At 65.8% G+C, this 15,524-nt stretch carries 15 protein-coding genes and 1 other RNA gene; 10 read left to right on the top strand and 6 right to left on the bottom strand.

Annotated features, from left to right (window positions below; all coding sequences use genetic code 11):
• Window positions 1–5 precede the first annotated feature (5 nt).
• The gene (locus APS40_RS14670; RefSeq protein ID WP_055047760.1) at window positions 6–983 is read left to right on the top strand and encodes a type II secretion system F family protein; all 978 of its coding nucleotides are present in this window, start codon (window positions 6–8) and stop codon (window positions 981–983) included.
• A gap of 9 nt (window positions 984–992) precedes the next feature.
• Window positions 993–2,003, top strand: coding sequence for a type II secretion system F family protein (locus tag APS40_RS14675; protein ID WP_055047761.1), 1,011 nt, complete (start codon window positions 993–995; stop codon window positions 2,001–2,003).
• Between the two features lie 91 nt (window positions 2,004–2,094).
• Here APS40_RS14675 and APS40_RS14680 read toward each other — a convergent pair whose 3' ends face one another.
• Window positions 2,095–2,883 (bottom strand): tetratricopeptide repeat protein, encoded by a 789-nt coding sequence (locus APS40_RS14680; RefSeq protein WP_055047762.1) that lies wholly within the window; start codon window positions 2,881–2,883, stop codon window positions 2,095–2,097.
• 129 nt (window positions 2,884–3,012) lie between these two features.
• On the opposite strand from APS40_RS14680, the gene APS40_RS14685 reads away from it, so the two are divergent.
• Both APS40_RS14685 and APS40_RS14690 read left to right on the top strand, forming a co-directional pair.
• On the top strand, window positions 3,013–4,389 hold the full coding sequence (locus APS40_RS14685; protein WP_055047763.1) for a M17 family metallopeptidase: 1,377 nt from the start codon (window positions 3,013–3,015) through the stop codon (window positions 4,387–4,389).
• 35 nt (window positions 4,390–4,424) lie between these two features.
• Window positions 4,425–5,339, top strand: a complete 915-nt coding sequence (locus APS40_RS14690) for a helix-turn-helix domain-containing GNAT family N-acetyltransferase (protein WP_055047764.1) — start codon at window positions 4,425–4,427, stop codon at window positions 5,337–5,339.
• Between the two features lie 179 nt (window positions 5,340–5,518).
• On the opposite strand, the gene APS40_RS14695 is transcribed toward APS40_RS14690, so the two are convergent.
• Both APS40_RS14695 and APS40_RS14700 read right to left on the bottom strand, forming a co-directional pair.
• On the bottom strand, window positions 5,519–6,466 hold the full coding sequence (locus APS40_RS14695; protein WP_055047765.1) for a 2-hydroxyacid dehydrogenase: 948 nt from the start codon (window positions 6,464–6,466) through the stop codon (window positions 5,519–5,521).
• A 70-nt stretch (window positions 6,467–6,536) separates the two neighbouring features.
• Window positions 6,537–7,286 carry a c-type cytochrome gene (locus APS40_RS14700; protein ID WP_082434424.1) on the bottom strand — a complete coding sequence of 250 codons (750 nt, stop codon included), beginning with the start codon at window positions 7,284–7,286 and terminating at the stop codon, window positions 6,537–6,539.
• A gap of 403 nt (window positions 7,287–7,689) precedes the next feature.
• Here APS40_RS14700 and APS40_RS14705 point away from each other — a divergent pair, with 403 nt between their 5' ends.
• Window positions 7,690–8,520, top strand: a complete 831-nt coding sequence (locus tag APS40_RS14705) for a prephenate dehydratase (protein ID WP_055047766.1) — start codon at window positions 7,690–7,692, stop codon at window positions 8,518–8,520.
• Window positions 8,521–8,563: 43 nt separating this feature from the next.
• Here APS40_RS14705 and APS40_RS14710 read toward each other — a convergent pair whose 3' ends face one another.
• Together APS40_RS14710 and APS40_RS14715 are read right to left on the bottom strand one after the other, a co-directional pair.
• A complete protein-coding gene (locus APS40_RS14710; RefSeq protein ID WP_055047767.1) occupies window positions 8,564–8,785 on the bottom strand; it encodes a hypothetical protein in 222 nt (73 codons plus the stop codon).
• A 72-nt stretch (window positions 8,786–8,857) separates the two neighbouring features.
• A complete protein-coding gene (locus APS40_RS14715) occupies window positions 8,858–9,277 on the bottom strand; it encodes a hypothetical protein (protein WP_055047768.1) in 420 nt (139 codons plus the stop codon).
• Window positions 9,278–9,369: 92 nt separating this feature from the next.
• On the opposite strand from APS40_RS14715, the gene ffs reads away from it, so the two are divergent.
• The 4 genes from ffs (at window position 9,370) to recR (ending at window position 12,386) form a co-directional block, all read left to right on the top strand.
• Window positions 9,370–9,467: signal recognition particle sRNA small type (gene ffs / locus APS40_RS24540), an RNA gene on the top strand.
• A 93-nt stretch (window positions 9,468–9,560) separates the two neighbouring features.
• Window positions 9,561–11,342, top strand: coding sequence for a DNA polymerase III subunit gamma/tau (locus tag APS40_RS14720; protein WP_055047769.1), 1,782 nt, complete (start codon window positions 9,561–9,563; stop codon window positions 11,340–11,342).
• Window positions 11,339–11,659: a YbaB/EbfC family nucleoid-associated protein gene (locus APS40_RS14725; protein WP_055047770.1), complete on the top strand. Its 321-nt coding sequence runs from the start codon at window positions 11,339–11,341 to the stop codon at window positions 11,657–11,659. The genes APS40_RS14720 and APS40_RS14725 overlap by 4 nt, the downstream gene beginning before the upstream one ends.
• Before the next feature lie 133 nt (window positions 11,660–11,792).
• Entirely contained in the window at window positions 11,793–12,386 is a 594-nt protein-coding gene (gene recR / locus APS40_RS14730) for a recombination mediator RecR (RefSeq protein ID WP_055047771.1), read from the top strand.
• 44 nt (window positions 12,387–12,430) lie between these two features.
• Here the strand turns inward: recR and APS40_RS14735 are convergent, their stop codons facing one another.
• Complete coding sequence (locus APS40_RS14735; RefSeq protein WP_055047772.1) at window positions 12,431–12,883, bottom strand: hypothetical protein; 453 nt, start codon at window positions 12,881–12,883, stop codon at window positions 12,431–12,433.
• Between the two features lie 186 nt (window positions 12,884–13,069).
• Between APS40_RS14735 and APS40_RS14740 the strand changes: the two genes are divergently transcribed.
• The gene (locus APS40_RS14740) at window positions 13,070–15,472 is read left to right on the top strand and encodes a bifunctional diguanylate cyclase/phosphodiesterase (RefSeq protein WP_055047773.1); all 2,403 of its coding nucleotides are present in this window, start codon (window positions 13,070–13,072) and stop codon (window positions 15,470–15,472) included.
• Window positions 15,473–15,524: the final 52 nt, after the last annotated feature.

Consider the following 15,524-nt stretch of genomic DNA (forward strand, 5'->3'; position numbering starts at 1 on the left):
CTGTGATGACCCCGCTGATCCTCGCCGTGCTCGCCGCCGTCGCCGTGGGGGCCGCCGGTTTCGCGCTGGCGCCGGCCCTCATGGGCGGCAGTCGCGCCGACAAGCGCATGAAGGCGCTGCAGGGCGACATCCAGGCCAACCGCCGCAATGCCGACGCCGCGCGCACTCGCGACAGCCGGCGCAAGGAGATCCAGCAGACGCTGCGGGCCCAGACCGCGGTGCTGGAAAAGCGCAAGAAGCGCGTGCCGCTGCAGGACCAGCTCTATCAGGCCGGCATGAAGCTCAAGCGCGGCGCCTTCATCCGCAACTCGGTGATTCTCGGCCTGATCCTGTTCGTCGTCTGCTTCGTGCTGCAGCTCGAACTGATCTACTGCCTGGTCTTCGCTGTCGCCGGCGGCTACCTGCTGCCGCGCATGTATGTCGCCCGCCGGCGCAAGAAATACCAGAATGCCTTTCTCGACGAGTTGCCCAACGCGGTCGAGGCGATCGTGCGCGGCGTCAAGTCCGGCCTGCCGCTCAACGATTCGATGCGGCTGGTGGCCAAGGAGGCCAAGGAGCCGATCAAGACCGATTTCCAGCGCGTGCTCGATCAGCAGTCGGTGGGCAAGACCATCCAGGAGGCGGTGCTCACCCTCTATGAGCGGGTGCCGCTGCCTGAGGTCAATTTCTTCATCGTCGTCATCACCGTGCAGGCCCAGGCCGGCGGCAACCTCTCGGAAGCCCTGGGCAACCTGTCCCGCGTGCTGCGCAACCGCAAGAAGATGAAGGCCAAGGTGAAGGCGATGTCCTCGGAAGCCAAGGCCTCCGCCGGCATCATCGGCTCGCTGCCGATCATCGTCGCCTTCCTCGTCTCGCTGACCACGCCCACCTACCTGCTGCCGCTGATCCAGACGCCGATCGGCAACATCATGCTGGGCGTTGCGGCGATCATGATGTTCCTCGGCGGGTTCATCATGAACCGCATGATCCAGTTCGATATCTAGGGGCAGCCGATGGACAACCTCGTCGCTACGCTGACCAACACGCAGTTCCTCGTTGCCGTGCTCGCCGCCGTCGCGGCGGCCGCCGTGGTGTTCTCGATCGGCGCCACCTTCTTTTCCGGAAACTCGCAGATGCGCCAGCGCATCAAGCGGGTAGCGCTCGAGCGGGAGAAGTTGCGGGCCGAAGAAATGGCGCGCCTGCGCGGCAGCGGCGCCGGCGGCGACCAGCCGCGCAGCATCCGCCAGGCGGCCGGGCGCGACTACATGAAGAACGTCGTCGAGCGCTTCTCGCTCGAAAAGGCCTTCGCGGATGAAAGCACCGCCGAGAAGCTGGCCCGCGCCGGCTATCGCGGCCAGGCGGCGATGACCACCTTCCTGTTTCTGCGCTTCGTCACGCCCCTGGTGCTGTTCGTTCTGGCCTTCGCCTATCTCGCGCTGTCCGTGTTTGCCGACAAGCCGCTGTGGCTGAACGCGGTTTACGCGCTTGGCGTGGCGCTGATCGGTGCCTATCTGCCGAGCGTCCTGCTCAAGAACAAGACCATCAAGCGCCAGCAGTCGATCAAGCGCTCCTGGCCGGATGCGCTCGATCTGGTGCTCCTCTGCGTCGAAGCCGGCATGTCGGTCGAGCATGCGCTCAAGCGCGTCGCCAAGGAAATCGGCGCGCAGAGCGTCGAGCTCGCCGAGGAACTGACCCTGACGACCGCGGAGCTGGCCTTCCTCGAGGATCGCACCCGCGCCTACGAGAACCTCGGGCGCCGCACCGGGCTCGACAACGTCAAGTCGGTGATGCAGGCACTGATCCAGGCCGAACGCCACGGCACCTCGGTCGGTTCGGCCCTGCGCGTCATGGCCGAGGAAGGTCGCGAGGCGCGCATGATGGAAGCCGAAAAGAAGGCTGCGGCGCTGCCGCCAAAACTGACGGTGCCGCTGATCGTGTTCTTCCTGCCGGTGCTGTTCATCGTCATCCTGTCGCCGGCGATGATCCGCGTATTCTCGAACGGCTTTCTCAGCGGCGGCGGCTGATGGGAAGCCAATAGCGAGTAGCGAATAGCAAGCAGACAGCAGGGCGCCGAAGAGGCGCCCTGTTCCTATTCGCTATTCGCTGCTGGCCTTTTCAGCCCGCGCCCTTCACTGCATCCCAGCGGTTCTGCTGCGTCAGCAGCGCCCGGATGTAGGACATGTTGGCCTCCACCTGGTCGGGTGGCAACTCGGCGGCAAACAGTGCCCGGCTCTCGTCGAACCGGCCCTGCAGGCCGACCACCAGCGCCAGGTTCTGGCGGATCTGGCTGTTGGCGCCGCGTAGCTTCACCGCGATGCGCAACTCGGCCTCGGCCTTGTCGAGTTCGTTGGTCATCGAATAGGAGAGGCCGAGATTGGCGTGCAGCGACGCCTGCTCGGGGGCGATCTTGAGCGCCTGCGCGTAGACTGCGCGCGCTTCTTCATTGCGCCCGCTCTGGTCGAGGATGGCGCCTTTGACCAGGAGGGCATTCCAGTCCGGTGCCGTCGGATTGATCGCCCGTTCGAGCACGTTGAGCGCCTGGTCGAAGCGGCCGAGCGCCGACAGCGCCTTGGCGTAGCCGACCAGCACCTCCGGATCGTTCCCGAACCTGGCGACGCCGCTCTCCAGCACCGCCACGGCCTGCTCGTTCTGGCCGTTGGCGCGCAGCGCCGCGGCGTAATAAATGATCGTCGCCCTGTCGCCCGGCGATTTTTTGTAGTGCGCCGCAAGCTGCGCCAGCGCCGCCTGCTTCTTGTCCAGCGGTTGACCGCCGCGCGTTGGATCGCCGATGCTGCCGGTGGTCATCGGGTTGGCGGCGCAAGCTGACAGGGCCAGCGCGGCGGCGCCGACAAGCAGCAGAGCGCGCAGCGGCTTCAGGTTGGTCTGGATCAGGCGGAGCGACACGAAACACTTCCTTGGGCAATGCGACTGGCAATTCCCGAGCCCACCAAGCAGCAATAATTGATTAACCCTAATAGGGGGTTAAGGCTCGACTTCGAGCCGTTGCCACGACGCTGCGGGCGGCGTAAGCCAATGTATCCCGCTCTCGCAACGGATCTCGCCCAAATGGCCAAGTCGAAGTCGCTGCCCCTCATTATCGTGGAGCAGGATGCGCTCCCCGACAGCCTCGGCGCGGCCGAACGGCGCTGGGCCACGGCAAACGGTTTTGCCGGCCAGCGCGGCCGGCTCCTGGCGCTGCCGGGAGAAGGCGGCGCGATCAGCGCTTATCTGTTCGGCACCGGTAAGGCCGACGACCGGCCGGCGCTGATCCTCGGCCAGGCCGCCGCCGCGCTGGAGCCGGGCAGATACCGGCTGGCCGGCAGTTTCGGCGATCCGACGCTGGCGGCGCTCGCCTTGCGCCTCGGCGCCTATCGCTTCGAGCGCTATCGCAAACCGCGCGACCCGGTGGAGTTCGATGCCGTGGAGGGCGCCGATGCGGCCGAGGTCACCCGTCTCGCCGAGGCGGCGTTCCTGGCGCGCGACCTGATCAATACGCCGGCCAACGATCTCGGCCCCGACGCCTTCGAAAAGGAAATCCGCACCTTCTGCAAGCGCCACAAGCTGGAGATCAAGGTGATCGTCGGCGACGAACTGCTCAAGCAGAACTTCCCGATGATCCATGCCGTCGGTCGCGCGGCCGCCGAGGCGCCGCGGCTGGTCGAGTTCAGCTGGGGCAGGGCCAAGGACCCCAAGGTGACATTGGTCGGCAAGGGCGTCACCTTCGATACCGGCGGGCTCGACATCAAGCCGTCGGCCGGCATGCTGCTGATGAAGAAGGATATGGGTGGCGCCGCCAATATCCTCGGCCTGGCCCACGCCATCATCGATGCCGGGCTGCGGGTGCGACTGCGGGTGCTGATCCCGATCGTCGAGAACGCCATTTCCGGCCCGGCTTTCCGCCCTGGCGACGTCCTGCGCGCCCGCAACGGCTCGACCGTCGAGATCGGCAATACCGATGCCGAGGGACGGCTGATCCTGGGAGATGCGCTGGCGCTGGCCGACGAGGAAAGCCCGGAGCTGATCATCGACATGGCGACCCTCACCGGCGCTGCCCGCTCGGCCCTCGGCCCCGACCTGCCGCCGCTCTATGCCACCGATGACGCATTGGCGCGCGACCTGATGGCCGCTGGCGCGAGCTCAGACGATCCGCTCTGGCAGATGCCGCTCTGGGCCCCCTACGATGCGATGATTGCCTCCAAGATCGCCGACGTGAACAATGCCGGAGCCAGCGCCTTTGCCGGTTCGATCACCGCGGCACTGTTTCTGAAGCGCTTCGTCAGACAGGCGAAGGCCTGGGCGCATCTGGATATCTATGGCTGGGCCCCGGAAGCCAAGCCGGGGCGCCCGTTCGGCGGGACCGATCAGGGTATCCGCGCCGTCTACGGTTACCTCAAGCAACGATATCGTTGACAAAATCAACGATATGATGGCCTATCTCGTCCATCATGGATGCCACGCAGATTGCCGAGATTCGCCGCTTCAACCGTGCCTTTGCGCGCTGGCTGGGGCTGTTCGACGAGCACTACTCGAAGACCGATTACAGCCCGGCCGAGAGCCGGCTGTTCTACGAGCTCGCGGCGGCCGGCCATACCAACGGCGCCAACCTGGCGCGGTCGATGGGGGTCGATCCGGCCTATCTGAGCCGCATGCTGCAGAAGTTCGTCGCCGACGGTCTGGTGGCGGTATCGCCCAGCATCTCGGATAGGCGTCGCAACCAGCTGGCGCTCACCGCCGACGGCGACAAGGCTGCGGCCCAGGTCGAAGCGGCGGCCGATGGCGCCATTGCCGATCTCATCAGCCCGCTGTCCGAAACCGCGCGCGCTGAGCTGGTGTCCGCCATGCAGACCATCGCCCGCCTCCTGGAAAACGAGGACCCGGCCGCCTCCATCATCCTCAGGCCGCATCGCATCGGCGATGTCGCGCATGTGGTCGCCCGCCAGTCGCGCCTCTATGCCGACGAGTACGGCTGGGATGGCAGCTATGAGGCGTTGGCGTCAGAAATCGGCGGCAAATTCCTTGCCGAGTTCGACCCTTCAACCGATGGCTGCTGGATTGCTGAGCGCGATGGCAAGCTCATCGGCTCGGTGTTCGTCGTGGATGCCGGCCAGGGCGTGGCGCAACTGCGCCTGCTCTATGTCGAGCCCGAGGCACGCGGGCTCGGGGTGGGCAAGCTGCTGGTCGAACAGGTGGTCCGCTTCGCCCGCGACAGGCGCTACAGCAAGATCCGGCTATGGACCCAGGCAAGCCTGGTGGCGGCCCGAAAGCTCTACGCTGCGGCCGGCTTCACCCTGACCGAGAGCAAGCCGCACCATAGCTTCGGCAAGGATCTGGTCGGGGAGTACTGGGAACTGAAGCTGTAGGGCTCGCTCCCCACGCTAGACGAGCCGCCGGCGCTTGCTGACCCCCCCTTGATCCCTCCCCGCAAGGGGGAGGGAGACGATGGAGCCGCGATGCCGGTGTGAGGGTCTCCCTCCCCCTTGCGGGGAGGGGACAGGGGTGGGGGGCCACAGCAACCAGCGTCCGCGTCGTACCGCCCGTCTCAATACCCCCGGCCGAAATCGATCACGTTGGGCAGCGGCAGCCCGGCCTCGTGATCCCTGATCACCTTGGAGAAATAGGCGACGCCGGTGCGCTCGCTCGAGGCGGCCGCGATATGCGGGGTGATGTAGACGTTGTCCATCTCCCAGAGCGGGGAGTCCTGCGGTAGCGGCTCCACCTCGAACACGTCGAGGCTTGCCGCCTTCAGCGTGCCATCGTTGAGCGCCCGCACGATATCGGCTTCCTTCTGGTGCCCGCCGCGCGCCGCGTTGATCACCACCGGACCCTCATTGTCGATGCCGCCGCGCCTGAGCTTCGAAAACGTGTCGTAGTTGAGGATGCCCTGCGTCTCGGCGGTCAGCGGCAGCAGGTTGACGAGGATGTCGGTGCCGGCAAGGAACGCATCGAACTGCTCGGAGCCGGTGAAAACCTCGACGCCCTCGACCGCTTTGGCGGTCCGGCTCCAGCCGCGGAGCTTATAGCCGAACACCTTGAGGTGCCGAGCAGCGTCAAGCCCGAGCTGGCCCAGGCCCATGATGCCAACCGTCGCGTCCCAGGCCGGTGCCGGGTAGAGCTGCCGCCACTGCCGTGCCGCCTGGTCGCGCTTGAAGCGTGTCATCAGCCGCTGGTGCATGGTCACCTGCGAAACCACATAGTCGCTCATGCGCTGCGCCAGGTCTTCATCCATGAACCGGGCGATCGGCACGTCCCTGGGTCGCGACGGGTTGCGCAGCAACGCATCGACGCCGGCACCCAGCGACAGGATGGCCTTGAGTTTGGTAAGGCCTTCGAAGGCGTCGGGCTTGGGCTTCCAGATGAAGATGTACTCGACCTCGTCGGGGTCGTAGCTGTCGGCCCGGGTCACCACCTTGCGGCCGGGCAGGGCGGCGGCAAAGCCATCGGCCCAGCGGCGTTCGTTGAAATCGGCGAGGTGCAGCAGCAAGGTCATCGTCGTCTCCCCAAAACAAACGAGCCGCACCAATGGCGCGGCTCGGAAATCAGCTGGCCGTAGCCCGGCCCTACTGGGCGGCAGGTACGGCGGGTACCGTTGCTGCGCCGCCGTCGGGACCGCTGGTGGTCGAGGTCCCCTGTACCGGAGTTTCGCTCTGGGTCTCGCTGGGGGTCGCCACCGCATCGCCCTGCGTCGGGCCGGCGTCGGCGGGAGCTGCACCCTCGGTCGGAGCCGCGGCGCCCTCGGCGGCCGGCGCAGCTTCCGGAGCCGGGAACGGCACCGGGTTCGGCGACAGCGTCTGCAGGTAGGCGAGGATGTTGGCGCGCTCCTTGGGGTCCTTGACGCCCGCGAAGCTCATCTTGGTGCCCGGGGTATAGGTCTTGGGCGAGGTCAGGAACGCGTTGAGGTTTTCATACGTCCAGGTGTCGCCATTGGCCTTGTGGGCCAGCATGCCGTCCGAATAGGCGAAGCCTTCGTGGCTGCCTTCGACGCGGCCGACGACGCCATAGAGCAGCGGGCCGGTCTTGTTGGATTCGCCCTCACCGAAATTGTGGCAGCTCGAGCACTTCTTCACCGCGGCCTGGCCGGCCGTCGCGTCGGCGCTGGCCAACAGCACGCCAAGCGGCACTTCCGGAGCGGCAGGCTCAGCGGCGCCGCCGCCATGATCGCCCGCCGGTTCGGCTTCCGCCAGGGTCAGCCCCGGCCCGCGACCTTCGATCGGGTGATAGACGGCCTCTGCCAGGAACCCTACGCCCATGACGAACAGGAGGGTACCGAGAACGGCGCCAATGATCTTGTTGAGTTCGAACGAATCCATCGCGGGTATCTTCAGCCTTTGACGCCGGTTTGATGAACGGCGGAACAGCGATAGGCCATAGCTGGCCAACCCCGGCGCTTCAAGCCCTGTCCCGACGCGGGCGGAAGATAGTCTGTCCCTACCTGTGGTGCAACGGGGCAGAAGCGAACTGCGACATCAGAGCGAGATCAGGAAGGTTGCAGACCTTTCCGATTCGATCCCGCGACAAAACAGGCACTTGGCGCAGACGTGCGGTGCAACCGCAGACGATTCTGCTTCACTGGAAACAGGATGATTTCCCTCAACATTGACTTGCCGCCAACCGGGTCGCATTAAGGCGCGCGTCGAGCGGGCCCGGGGAAGGTTCAGAGACTTTCCAGGGCGATCCCGCCGCACACGTCAGACCGGTCGGGAGCCACAGCACATGTCCAGAAAGATCGCGTTCCAGGGTGAGCCCGGCGCCTTCAGCCATGCGGCGGCACATGCGCTGTTTCCGAGCGACGAAGCGCTCCCCTGCACCACCTTCGAGGATACCATCGCCGCGGTGCAGAACGGCGATGCCGAATTCGGCGTGGTGCCGGTCGAGAACTCGCTCTATGGCCGCATCACCGACATCTATCACCTGCTGCCCAAGAGCGGCCTGTTCATCACCGGCGAGCACTTCCTGCGGGTCGAAATGAACCTGCTCGGCGTGCCGGGCGCGACGCTCGATGACATCAAGGCGGTGCAGTCGCTGTCGGTGGCGCTCGGCCAGTGCCGCAAATTCATTTCGAAGCATAAACTCAAGACCATCAACGGCGTCGATACCGCTGGGTCGGCGCGCGAGATCGCCGAAAAGGGCGACAAATCGGTGGGCGCCATCGCTTCGCTGTTCGCTGCCGAGGTCTACGGCCTGAGCGTCCTCGCCCAGAACATCGAGGATGCGGCGCACAACACCACGCGCTTCCTGGTGATTTCGCGCCAGGCGGAAGAGCCCGCTCCCGACGCGGGCAAGATCAAGACCACTTTCGTCTTCCGGGTGCGCAACGTGCCGGCGGCGCTCTACAAGGCGATGGGCGGCTTTGCCACCAACGGCGTCAACATGACCAAGCTCGAGAGCTACATGCTCGACGGCTCATTCACCGCCACCCAGTTCTACGCCGACATCGAGGGCCATCCGTCGGATCGTTCGGTGCAGCTCGCCTTCGAGGAGCTGAGATTCTTCACCGACCATTTCCACGTGCTGGGCGTCTACAAGGCGGCTCCCGCCGCCTGATGTCCGCTCGTGAGGCCGTCGAAGCCTGATGCCGAGGCAGGGATCAGTAGAAGTCGTCGTCCTCTTCGGCTCCGACCGTGAGGCCACCGGCTTCAACGCCCCAATCGAGATCGGCGGTCTTGTCCTCTTCGCGACGGGCCTCGGCTTCGAGGATCTGGTGCTCGAACGCCGGCAGGTAGAGCGGCGCGCCGACTTCTCGGATCGAGGCCCGCTGCATCTGGCTGAGCGCAATGAGTTCGTGGGGAACGCGGACTGACTTCAACATGACAAGCCTCCTTCAGGCTCGTGAAGTCGTTAGAATGCGCCCCAGTTTGTTAACAAGGTCTGAGGGACGCGTTCAGTGCCGAGACCCGGCCGGCAGCTCGTCCTGCAGCCCGGCATCCTGCTTCAGCGCGCTCAGCAGGTACCTGAGTCCGGCAACATTCCGCCCCGCTTCGATCCGTGGCTCCAACTGCTCGATCGAAATCGCGATGCTCTCGCTCAACGCTTCCAGTGCCCCTTCCGCCAGTAACAGGTCCCGGCGCAGATCATGGCCGGGGGCGAGATTGTCGGCCAGCGTGTCGCACAGTTCCAGTGCCTTGCGGATGGTATGCCGTGTGCGTTCGGCTTCCTGCAGCAGCATTTCGCTTGCCGCTTTCCGGCCGCGCCCGGCATCGCGATACTCGTCCGCCATGGTGTTCCAGTGCCGGATCATGCCCTGCCATAAGGCAATGTAGCGCCGGGCTTCTGCTTCGTCGCTGCTGCCTTTGGCGATCATGTTCGTCTCCTGCCTGGAACCCGCCGAATAACGATGGCAGGCAGGCGAGGGTTGCATCTTGCCATCGCCGCAATGTCGCGCCATATAGCGAGCGGGAGGTTGGTGCGGACGTGTTCCTCGCCAACCGGGTCAGGACCGGAAGGTAGCAGCCCCAACGAGACCTTCACGGGTCGTTGCCAGCCTCCTACTTCCCACATCTTTCTCGCCTGGCGCCGCCGCTTTGATGGCATGAGCTTTTGCGATCCGGGCCCGCGATGGCTATATGCTCTCCATGGCTGACGGAATGTTCCCAGACGATCCCCCTGCGCCCGCCGCTAGCGCGGCGAAGTCGCCCTACCTGGTGCTCGCCCGCAAGTACCGGCCGCTGAGCTTTGCCCAGCTCATCGGCCAGGATGCGATGGTGCAGACGCTCAGGAACGCCTTCAAGTCGGGTCGCATCCACCACGCTTTCATCCTCACCGGCGTGCGCGGCGTGGGCAAGACCACTACCGCCCGCATCCTGGCGCGCGCCTTCAACTACGAGGATGAGACCGGCCGACATCCGACGCTCGATTTCGACAAGGAAGGCATCCACGACCGCGCCATCATCGAGGGCCGCCATGTCGACGTGGTCGAGATGGACGCTGCCTCGAACACCGGCATCAACGACATCCGCGAGATCATCGACTCGGTGAAGTACGGGCCCGTCTCGGCGCCCTACAAGGTCTACATCATCGACGAAGTGCACATGCTCTCGACTGCGGCCTTCAACGGGCTGCTGAAGACGCTCGAAGAGCCGCCGCCCTATGTGAAGTTCATCTTCGCCACCACCGAGATCAGGAAGGTCCCGGTCACCATCCTGTCGCGCTGCATGCGCTTCGACCTGCGCCGCGTGCCGCCCGAGATCATGACCGCGCACCTGATCGACCTGCTTGGGCGCGAGAATATCGGCTACGAGCCTGAAGCGCTGGCGATGATCGTGCGGGCCGGCGAGGGCTCGGTGCGCGACAACCAGTCGCTGCTCGACCAGGCGATCAGCCATGGCGACGGCAAGGTGACCACCGCCACCGTCAAGGCCATGCTCGGCCTCGGTGACCGCGCCCGCACCATCGACCTGTTCGAGGCGCTGATGGCCGGCCGCATCGGCGACGCGCTGACCAACCTGCGCGAGCTCTACGACGCCGGTGCCGACCCGCAGACCATCATTGCCGACCTCTGCGATTTCACCCACCTGGTCACCCGTATCAAAGTCGTCCCGGCCGCCGCCGATGACGTGTCGCTCACCCCCGACGAGCGCACCCGTGGCGCCCAGCTGGCGCAGAAGCTCGGCATGCGGGCGCTGAGCCGCACCTGGCAGATTCTGTTCAAGGGCTATGACGAAGTGCAGCAGGCCGGTAACGCACTGCAGGCTGCCGAGATGGTGCTGGTCCGCCTCGCCTATGCCGCCGACTTGCCCACCCCGGACGAGCTGATCGCCAAGCTCGGCAACCTGCCGCCGCCGGCCCAACCCCAATCGGCGCCCGTGGCGCGCGGCAATGGTGGTGGTGGCGGCCCGTCCGCCGCCCTCCAATACCAGCCCCAGGTCGCCCCTCGCTTCGATGCCGCTCCGGCCCCGCAGGCTATCCCGCAATCGGCGCCGCAAGCCCAGGTCTTCGCCAACCCGCGCAGCTATGCCGACCTGGTGGCGCTGGCCGGCGAGAAGCGCGACCTGATCGTCAAGCATGCGCTTGAAAGCTCGCTCCGCCCGGTTTCCATCGGCGATGGCCGGCTCGAGGTGGCGCTCGTCCCCAATGCCGACCCCGGGATCATCCAGACCCTCAGCGCCAAGCTGAAGCTGTGGACCAACCGGCAGTGGATGATCACCCTCAAGACCGATGCCCAGCACGTGCCGACCATGCGGGAGCAGCGCGAGGAGCGGCAGGAGGTAGTGCGCCAGCAGGCGCATGAAGACCCGCTGGTGCAGGCCATCCTTGACACCTTCCCGGGGGCCAAGCTGCTGCCGCCTCGGATCAAGCACGAAGAAATCCCGATCGAAGCCTACGCGGACATGATGAACCGCGACAGCGATGAGGAAGACGACGAATGAAAGATCTGATGGGAATGATGAAGGCCGCCCAGGAGATGAAGGGGCGGATGGAGGAGTTCCAGAACAAGGTCGCCGAGATGACCGTCGAAGGCCGCTCCGGGGGTGGCCTGGTGGTGGTGACGCTCAACGGCAAGGGCGAGATGAAGGGGCTGAAGATCGACCCCAGCCTCGTTTCCGACGACGTCTCGGTGCTCGAAGACCTGGTCCTTGCCGCGCACAACGATGCCAAGGGCAAGGCCGAGTACGAGATGAACGCCAAGATGCAGGAAATGACCGCCGGCCTGCCGCTGCCTCCGGGCATGAAGTTCCCGTTTTGAGGATGCGGCAATTGGCACAACGGCAGTCGGCAGTCGGCAGTCGGCAGTCGGCTGACGGCGATCAAACGCCCGGCATGTTTTGGCACGGCATGCCGACTGCCGACTGCCGACTGCCGATTGCCGTGCACTAACCATGGCCAACGGCGGACCCGAGATCGAACAGTTGATCCTGCTGCTGGCGCGTCTGCCGGGGCTGGGGCCGCGTTCGGCCCGGCGCGCCGTGCTGCAGCTGATCAAGAAGAAGGAACAGCTGATGATCCCGCTGTCGGCGGCGCTCGATCGCGCCGTGGCAGCCGTGACCGTCTGCGAAACCTGCGGTAACGTCGATACCCGCTCGCCCTGCCACATCTGCGCCGATCCGCGCCGCGACAGCGGCCTCCTGATCGTCGTCGAGGATGTCGCCGATCTCTGGGCGCTGGAGCGCGCCGGGGTCGGAGCGGTGAAGTACCACGTGCTCGGCGGGGTGCTGTCGCCCCTCGATGGCGTCGGACCGGACGACCTGTCGATCGATGCCCTGCTGCGCCGCGCGCCGGAGTTTTCCGAGATCGTGCTCGCCGTCAATGCGACGGTCGAGGGGCAGACCACCGCCCACTACATCACCGACCGCCTGGCCCCCAGCGGCATCAAGATCACCCGGCTGGCGCATGGCGTACCGGTGGGCGGCGAACTCGACTATCTCGATGAAGGTACGCTCAGCCAGGCCCTGAAAGCGCGTACCTCGCTCTAGAAGACGGAATTGGCGGCATCGTCATCTCTCTCTGAGAGACGGGACTAGCGGTCCGACCCATCGCCGTCGATCCACTGGCTCTTGTCGATCGCGCTTTCCGGCTCATCATCGAGCGACGCCTTGTCTCCCGCCTCGATCGCTTCCAGTTCGTCGGAGTCGGGCGACAGCGTCTCGCGATGCGCCGTGGGGTCATGATCCACCGAGGTCGGGTCCATCCCCTCGCCCTGCGCGTCGCGCAGTTGCGCGACCGCTTCGTCGATCGCGCCGATCAGCCGCCGCGGGTCGTCGTCGCCGAAATCGGTAGCTTCGAGATTGCCCAGTTCGTCGCGGATCGAAAGCAGCCGCGCCAGCCGCTCCGGCGCGGGCCAGTCATCGCCATAGAGCAGCTCCTCGATCTCGGCCTGGCTCACCGGCTGCGCAAAGCCGGGCAGGTCGCCGTCATTGCCGGCCGGCATGTCTTCAGCGATCAGTCCGCGGAAATGGTGGTTGGTGGTCATCGCCTTACTCCCTTCCAAGGGCATAACGCGCTGACCCGGAAGCGGTTCGCCATCCATCTTAAGCCTTCGTTCACGTCGTATCGAGACGTGAGCGGCCTAAGCGTATTCCACCATGTGCGCGGCAAGACTCTCTTTACCAGTGGCCCGCGAGAGCTGACGGCATTGGCTCCAGAAGGACCCGCCATCTTGGAAACTGTTCTCACCACCTTGCTGCAGCAACACGACCTCCGCCTGGTGGTTCTTGCCGCGATCGTCTGCTCGCTCTCCGCTTTCGCCGGCATCACCCTCCTGACCCATGCCCGCAGAACTGCCGGCATCATGCAGCGGGTCTGGCTGGCCATTGCCGCCGTGTCGGTCGGCTTCGGCATCTGGGCGACCCATTTCGTCGCCATGCTGTCGTTCCACGCCGGCATGCCGGTCGGCTACGATCTGCCGCTCACCCTGGTGTCGCTGAGCATCGCCATCCTGATCGTCGGCGGCGGGCTGTGGTTTGCGGCGCTCGGCACCCGCGCCTCCGATTCCGTACTGGGCGGCGTCATCATCGGCGTCGGCATCGCCTCGATGCACTATACCGGCATGGCCGCGCTGCTGATCGGCGGCGCCATTGCCTGGTCGTCGCCGCTGGTCATCGCCTCGGTGCTGTTCGGTATCGTCTTTGCCGGCGCGTCGATCTACTTCGCGGTGAACGGACACACGCTGCGTCACCGCATCCGCGCCACGATCCTGCTCACCCTCGCGATCTGCGCCATGCATTTCACCGCCATGGGGGCGGCGGGACTGGAGAACTGTTTCGCCATCGTCTCGGCTGAGGACCAAACGCCGCAATGGCTGTCGATCGTCGTCGCGCTGGTATCGGTGATGATCCTGATGTTCGCGCTGGGCGGCTCCTATCTCGATCTGCTCGATCGTCGCCGCACGCTGGCTGAAAGCGATCGCATGCGCGGTCTCGCCGATGCCGCGGTCGAGGGCCTGCTGGTGGCGCGCGACGGCGAGATCGTCACCGCCAACCAAAGCTTCCTGTCGCTGGTCGACCGGCCGCAGTCGGCCGTCACCGGCCGCCAGCTCGCCGAGTTCCTCGGCTCACCCGTCTGTTCGATGCTGGTCGAACGCCCCAACGTCGCCATCGAGACGGATCTGAAGACCGCGTTCGGCGTGGTGCCGGCCGAAGTCATCCTCCGTCAGGTCGATTTTGCCGGCCAGCCCCATCAGGCGATCGCCGTTCGCGACCTGTCTGCCCGCAAGCAGGCCGAGCAGCACATCCGCTTCCTCGCCCACCATGATGCGCTGACTGGCCTCCCCAACCGGGTGAACTTTTCGCGCAAGCTGGAGGATGAGATCAGCCATGCCCGGCGTCACGAACAGACCTTCGCCGTGCTCTGCCTCGATCTCGATCGCTTCAAGGAGGTCAACGACCTGTTCGGTCACGCCGCCGGCGATGCCTTGCTGCAGCGCGTCGGCCAGGCCCTGCTGGGTGCCATCGAAGGGGTAGGTGACGCGGCGCGCCTCGGTGGCGACGAATTCGCCGTCCTCCTCGGCGACATTGGCACGCCGGCCCGCGCCGGCCGCATCGCCGAGCAGATCCTCGATGCCTTCCGCCGCAGCAACGAGCAGTCGGGCAGTGGCGCGCTGATCTCGGCTTCCATCGGCATCGCATTGTTTCCCGACAATGCCGACACCGCCGAGCACCTGATGACTCATGCCGACACCGCGCTCTACCGCGCCAAGCAGGACGGGCGCGGCATCTACCGCTTCTTCGAGAATGCCATGGGCGCCGAGGTACGGGACCGTCGCATGCTCGAGCACGACCTGCGTCACGCCGTGTCGCGCAACCAGCTGCGCCTGGTCTATCAGCCGCAGGTCGACGTCCAGTCCGGGGAAGTGACCGGCTTCGAGGCGCTGGTGCGCTGGAAGCACCCGGAGCGCGGCGAAATCCCGCCCTCGGTCTTCGTTCCGGTGGCCGAGGAAAGCGGGCTGATCCTGCAGATCGGCGAATGGGTGCTGCGCACCGCGGCCAGCGAGGCGGCCCGTTGGCAGTCACCGCTGTCCGTGGCCGTCAATGTCTCGGCTGTGCAGGTGCACTCTCCCGCTTTCGCGCAGACCGTCCATGAGGTCCTGCTTGGCACCGGCCTGTCGCCCTCGCGGCTCGAGGTGGAGATCACCGAGACGGCGCTGATCCGCGACATGATCCGGGCAGTGACGACGCTGCGGCAGATCCGGGCGCTCGGCGTCCGCATCGCCATGGACGATTTCGGCACCGGTTACTCCTCGCTGGCCAACCTCCGCGCCTTCCCGTTTTCGAAGATCAAGGTCGACCAGTCCTTCATCCGCTCGGTGGACAGCAACGATCAGTCGGCCGCCATCGTCCGCGCCGTGCTCGGGCTCGGCAGCGGCCTCAACGTCCCGGTAGTCGCCGAAGGCGTCGAGCGTATCGAGGAGCTGGTCTTTCTCAAGAACGAAACCTGCCAGACCGCCCAGGGCTATCTGCTGAGCCGTCCTGAGGACATCCGGAGCTTCGCGGCGCTGACCGAAGGGCGCAGCAAGTTCCTCGACAGCAACCCGCCGACGGAGCTGCGCGCTCTCGCCGGCTAAGGCGACGCGTTTTTCAGGGCGGGTTCCCCGACGATCTCCAGGCGGCCCTTGC

This window comes from Devosia sp. A16 (assembly GCF_001402915.1).
In the GTDB taxonomy this organism is placed as follows: Bacteria; Pseudomonadota; Alphaproteobacteria; order Rhizobiales; family Devosiaceae; genus Devosia_A.

What these genes read in the sequence shown, in the direction of transcription:
- APS40_RS14690 (WP_055047764.1), top strand. Translation starts at nt 4,425, where the DNA reads ATGGATGCCACGCAGATTGCCGAGATTCGCCGCTTCAACCGTGCCTTT.
- APS40_RS14670 (WP_055047760.1), top strand. Translation starts at nt 6, where the DNA reads ATGACCCCGCTGATCCTCGCCGTGCTCGCCGCCGTCGCCGTGGGGGCC.
- APS40_RS14710 (WP_055047767.1), bottom strand. Translation starts at nt 8,785, where the DNA reads ATGTTGAAGTCAGTCCGCGTTCCCCACGAACTCATTGCGCTCAGCCAG.
- APS40_RS14725 (WP_055047770.1), top strand. Translation starts at nt 11,339, where the DNA reads ATGAAAGATCTGATGGGAATGATGAAGGCCGCCCAGGAGATGAAGGGG.
- APS40_RS14695 (WP_055047765.1), bottom strand. Translation starts at nt 6,466, where the DNA reads ATGACCTTGCTGCTGCACCTCGCCGATTTCAACGAACGCCGCTGGGCC.
- APS40_RS14715 (WP_055047768.1), bottom strand. Translation starts at nt 9,277, where the DNA reads ATGATCGCCAAAGGCAGCAGCGACGAAGCAGAAGCCCGGCGCTACATT.
- APS40_RS14700 (WP_082434424.1), bottom strand. Translation starts at nt 7,286, where the DNA reads ATGGATTCGTTCGAACTCAACAAGATCATTGGCGCCGTTCTCGGTACC.
- recR (WP_055047771.1), top strand. Translation starts at nt 11,793, where the DNA reads ATGGCCAACGGCGGACCCGAGATCGAACAGTTGATCCTGCTGCTGGCG.
- APS40_RS14705 (WP_055047766.1), top strand. Translation starts at nt 7,690, where the DNA reads ATGTCCAGAAAGATCGCGTTCCAGGGTGAGCCCGGCGCCTTCAGCCAT.
- APS40_RS14735 (WP_055047772.1), bottom strand. Translation starts at nt 12,883, where the DNA reads ATGACCACCAACCACCATTTCCGCGGACTGATCGCTGAAGACATGCCG.
- APS40_RS14720 (WP_055047769.1), top strand. Translation starts at nt 9,561, where the DNA reads ATGTTCCCAGACGATCCCCCTGCGCCCGCCGCTAGCGCGGCGAAGTCG.
- APS40_RS14675 (WP_055047761.1), top strand. Translation starts at nt 993, where the DNA reads ATGGACAACCTCGTCGCTACGCTGACCAACACGCAGTTCCTCGTTGCC.
- APS40_RS14685 (WP_055047763.1), top strand. Translation starts at nt 3,013, where the DNA reads ATGTATCCCGCTCTCGCAACGGATCTCGCCCAAATGGCCAAGTCGAAG.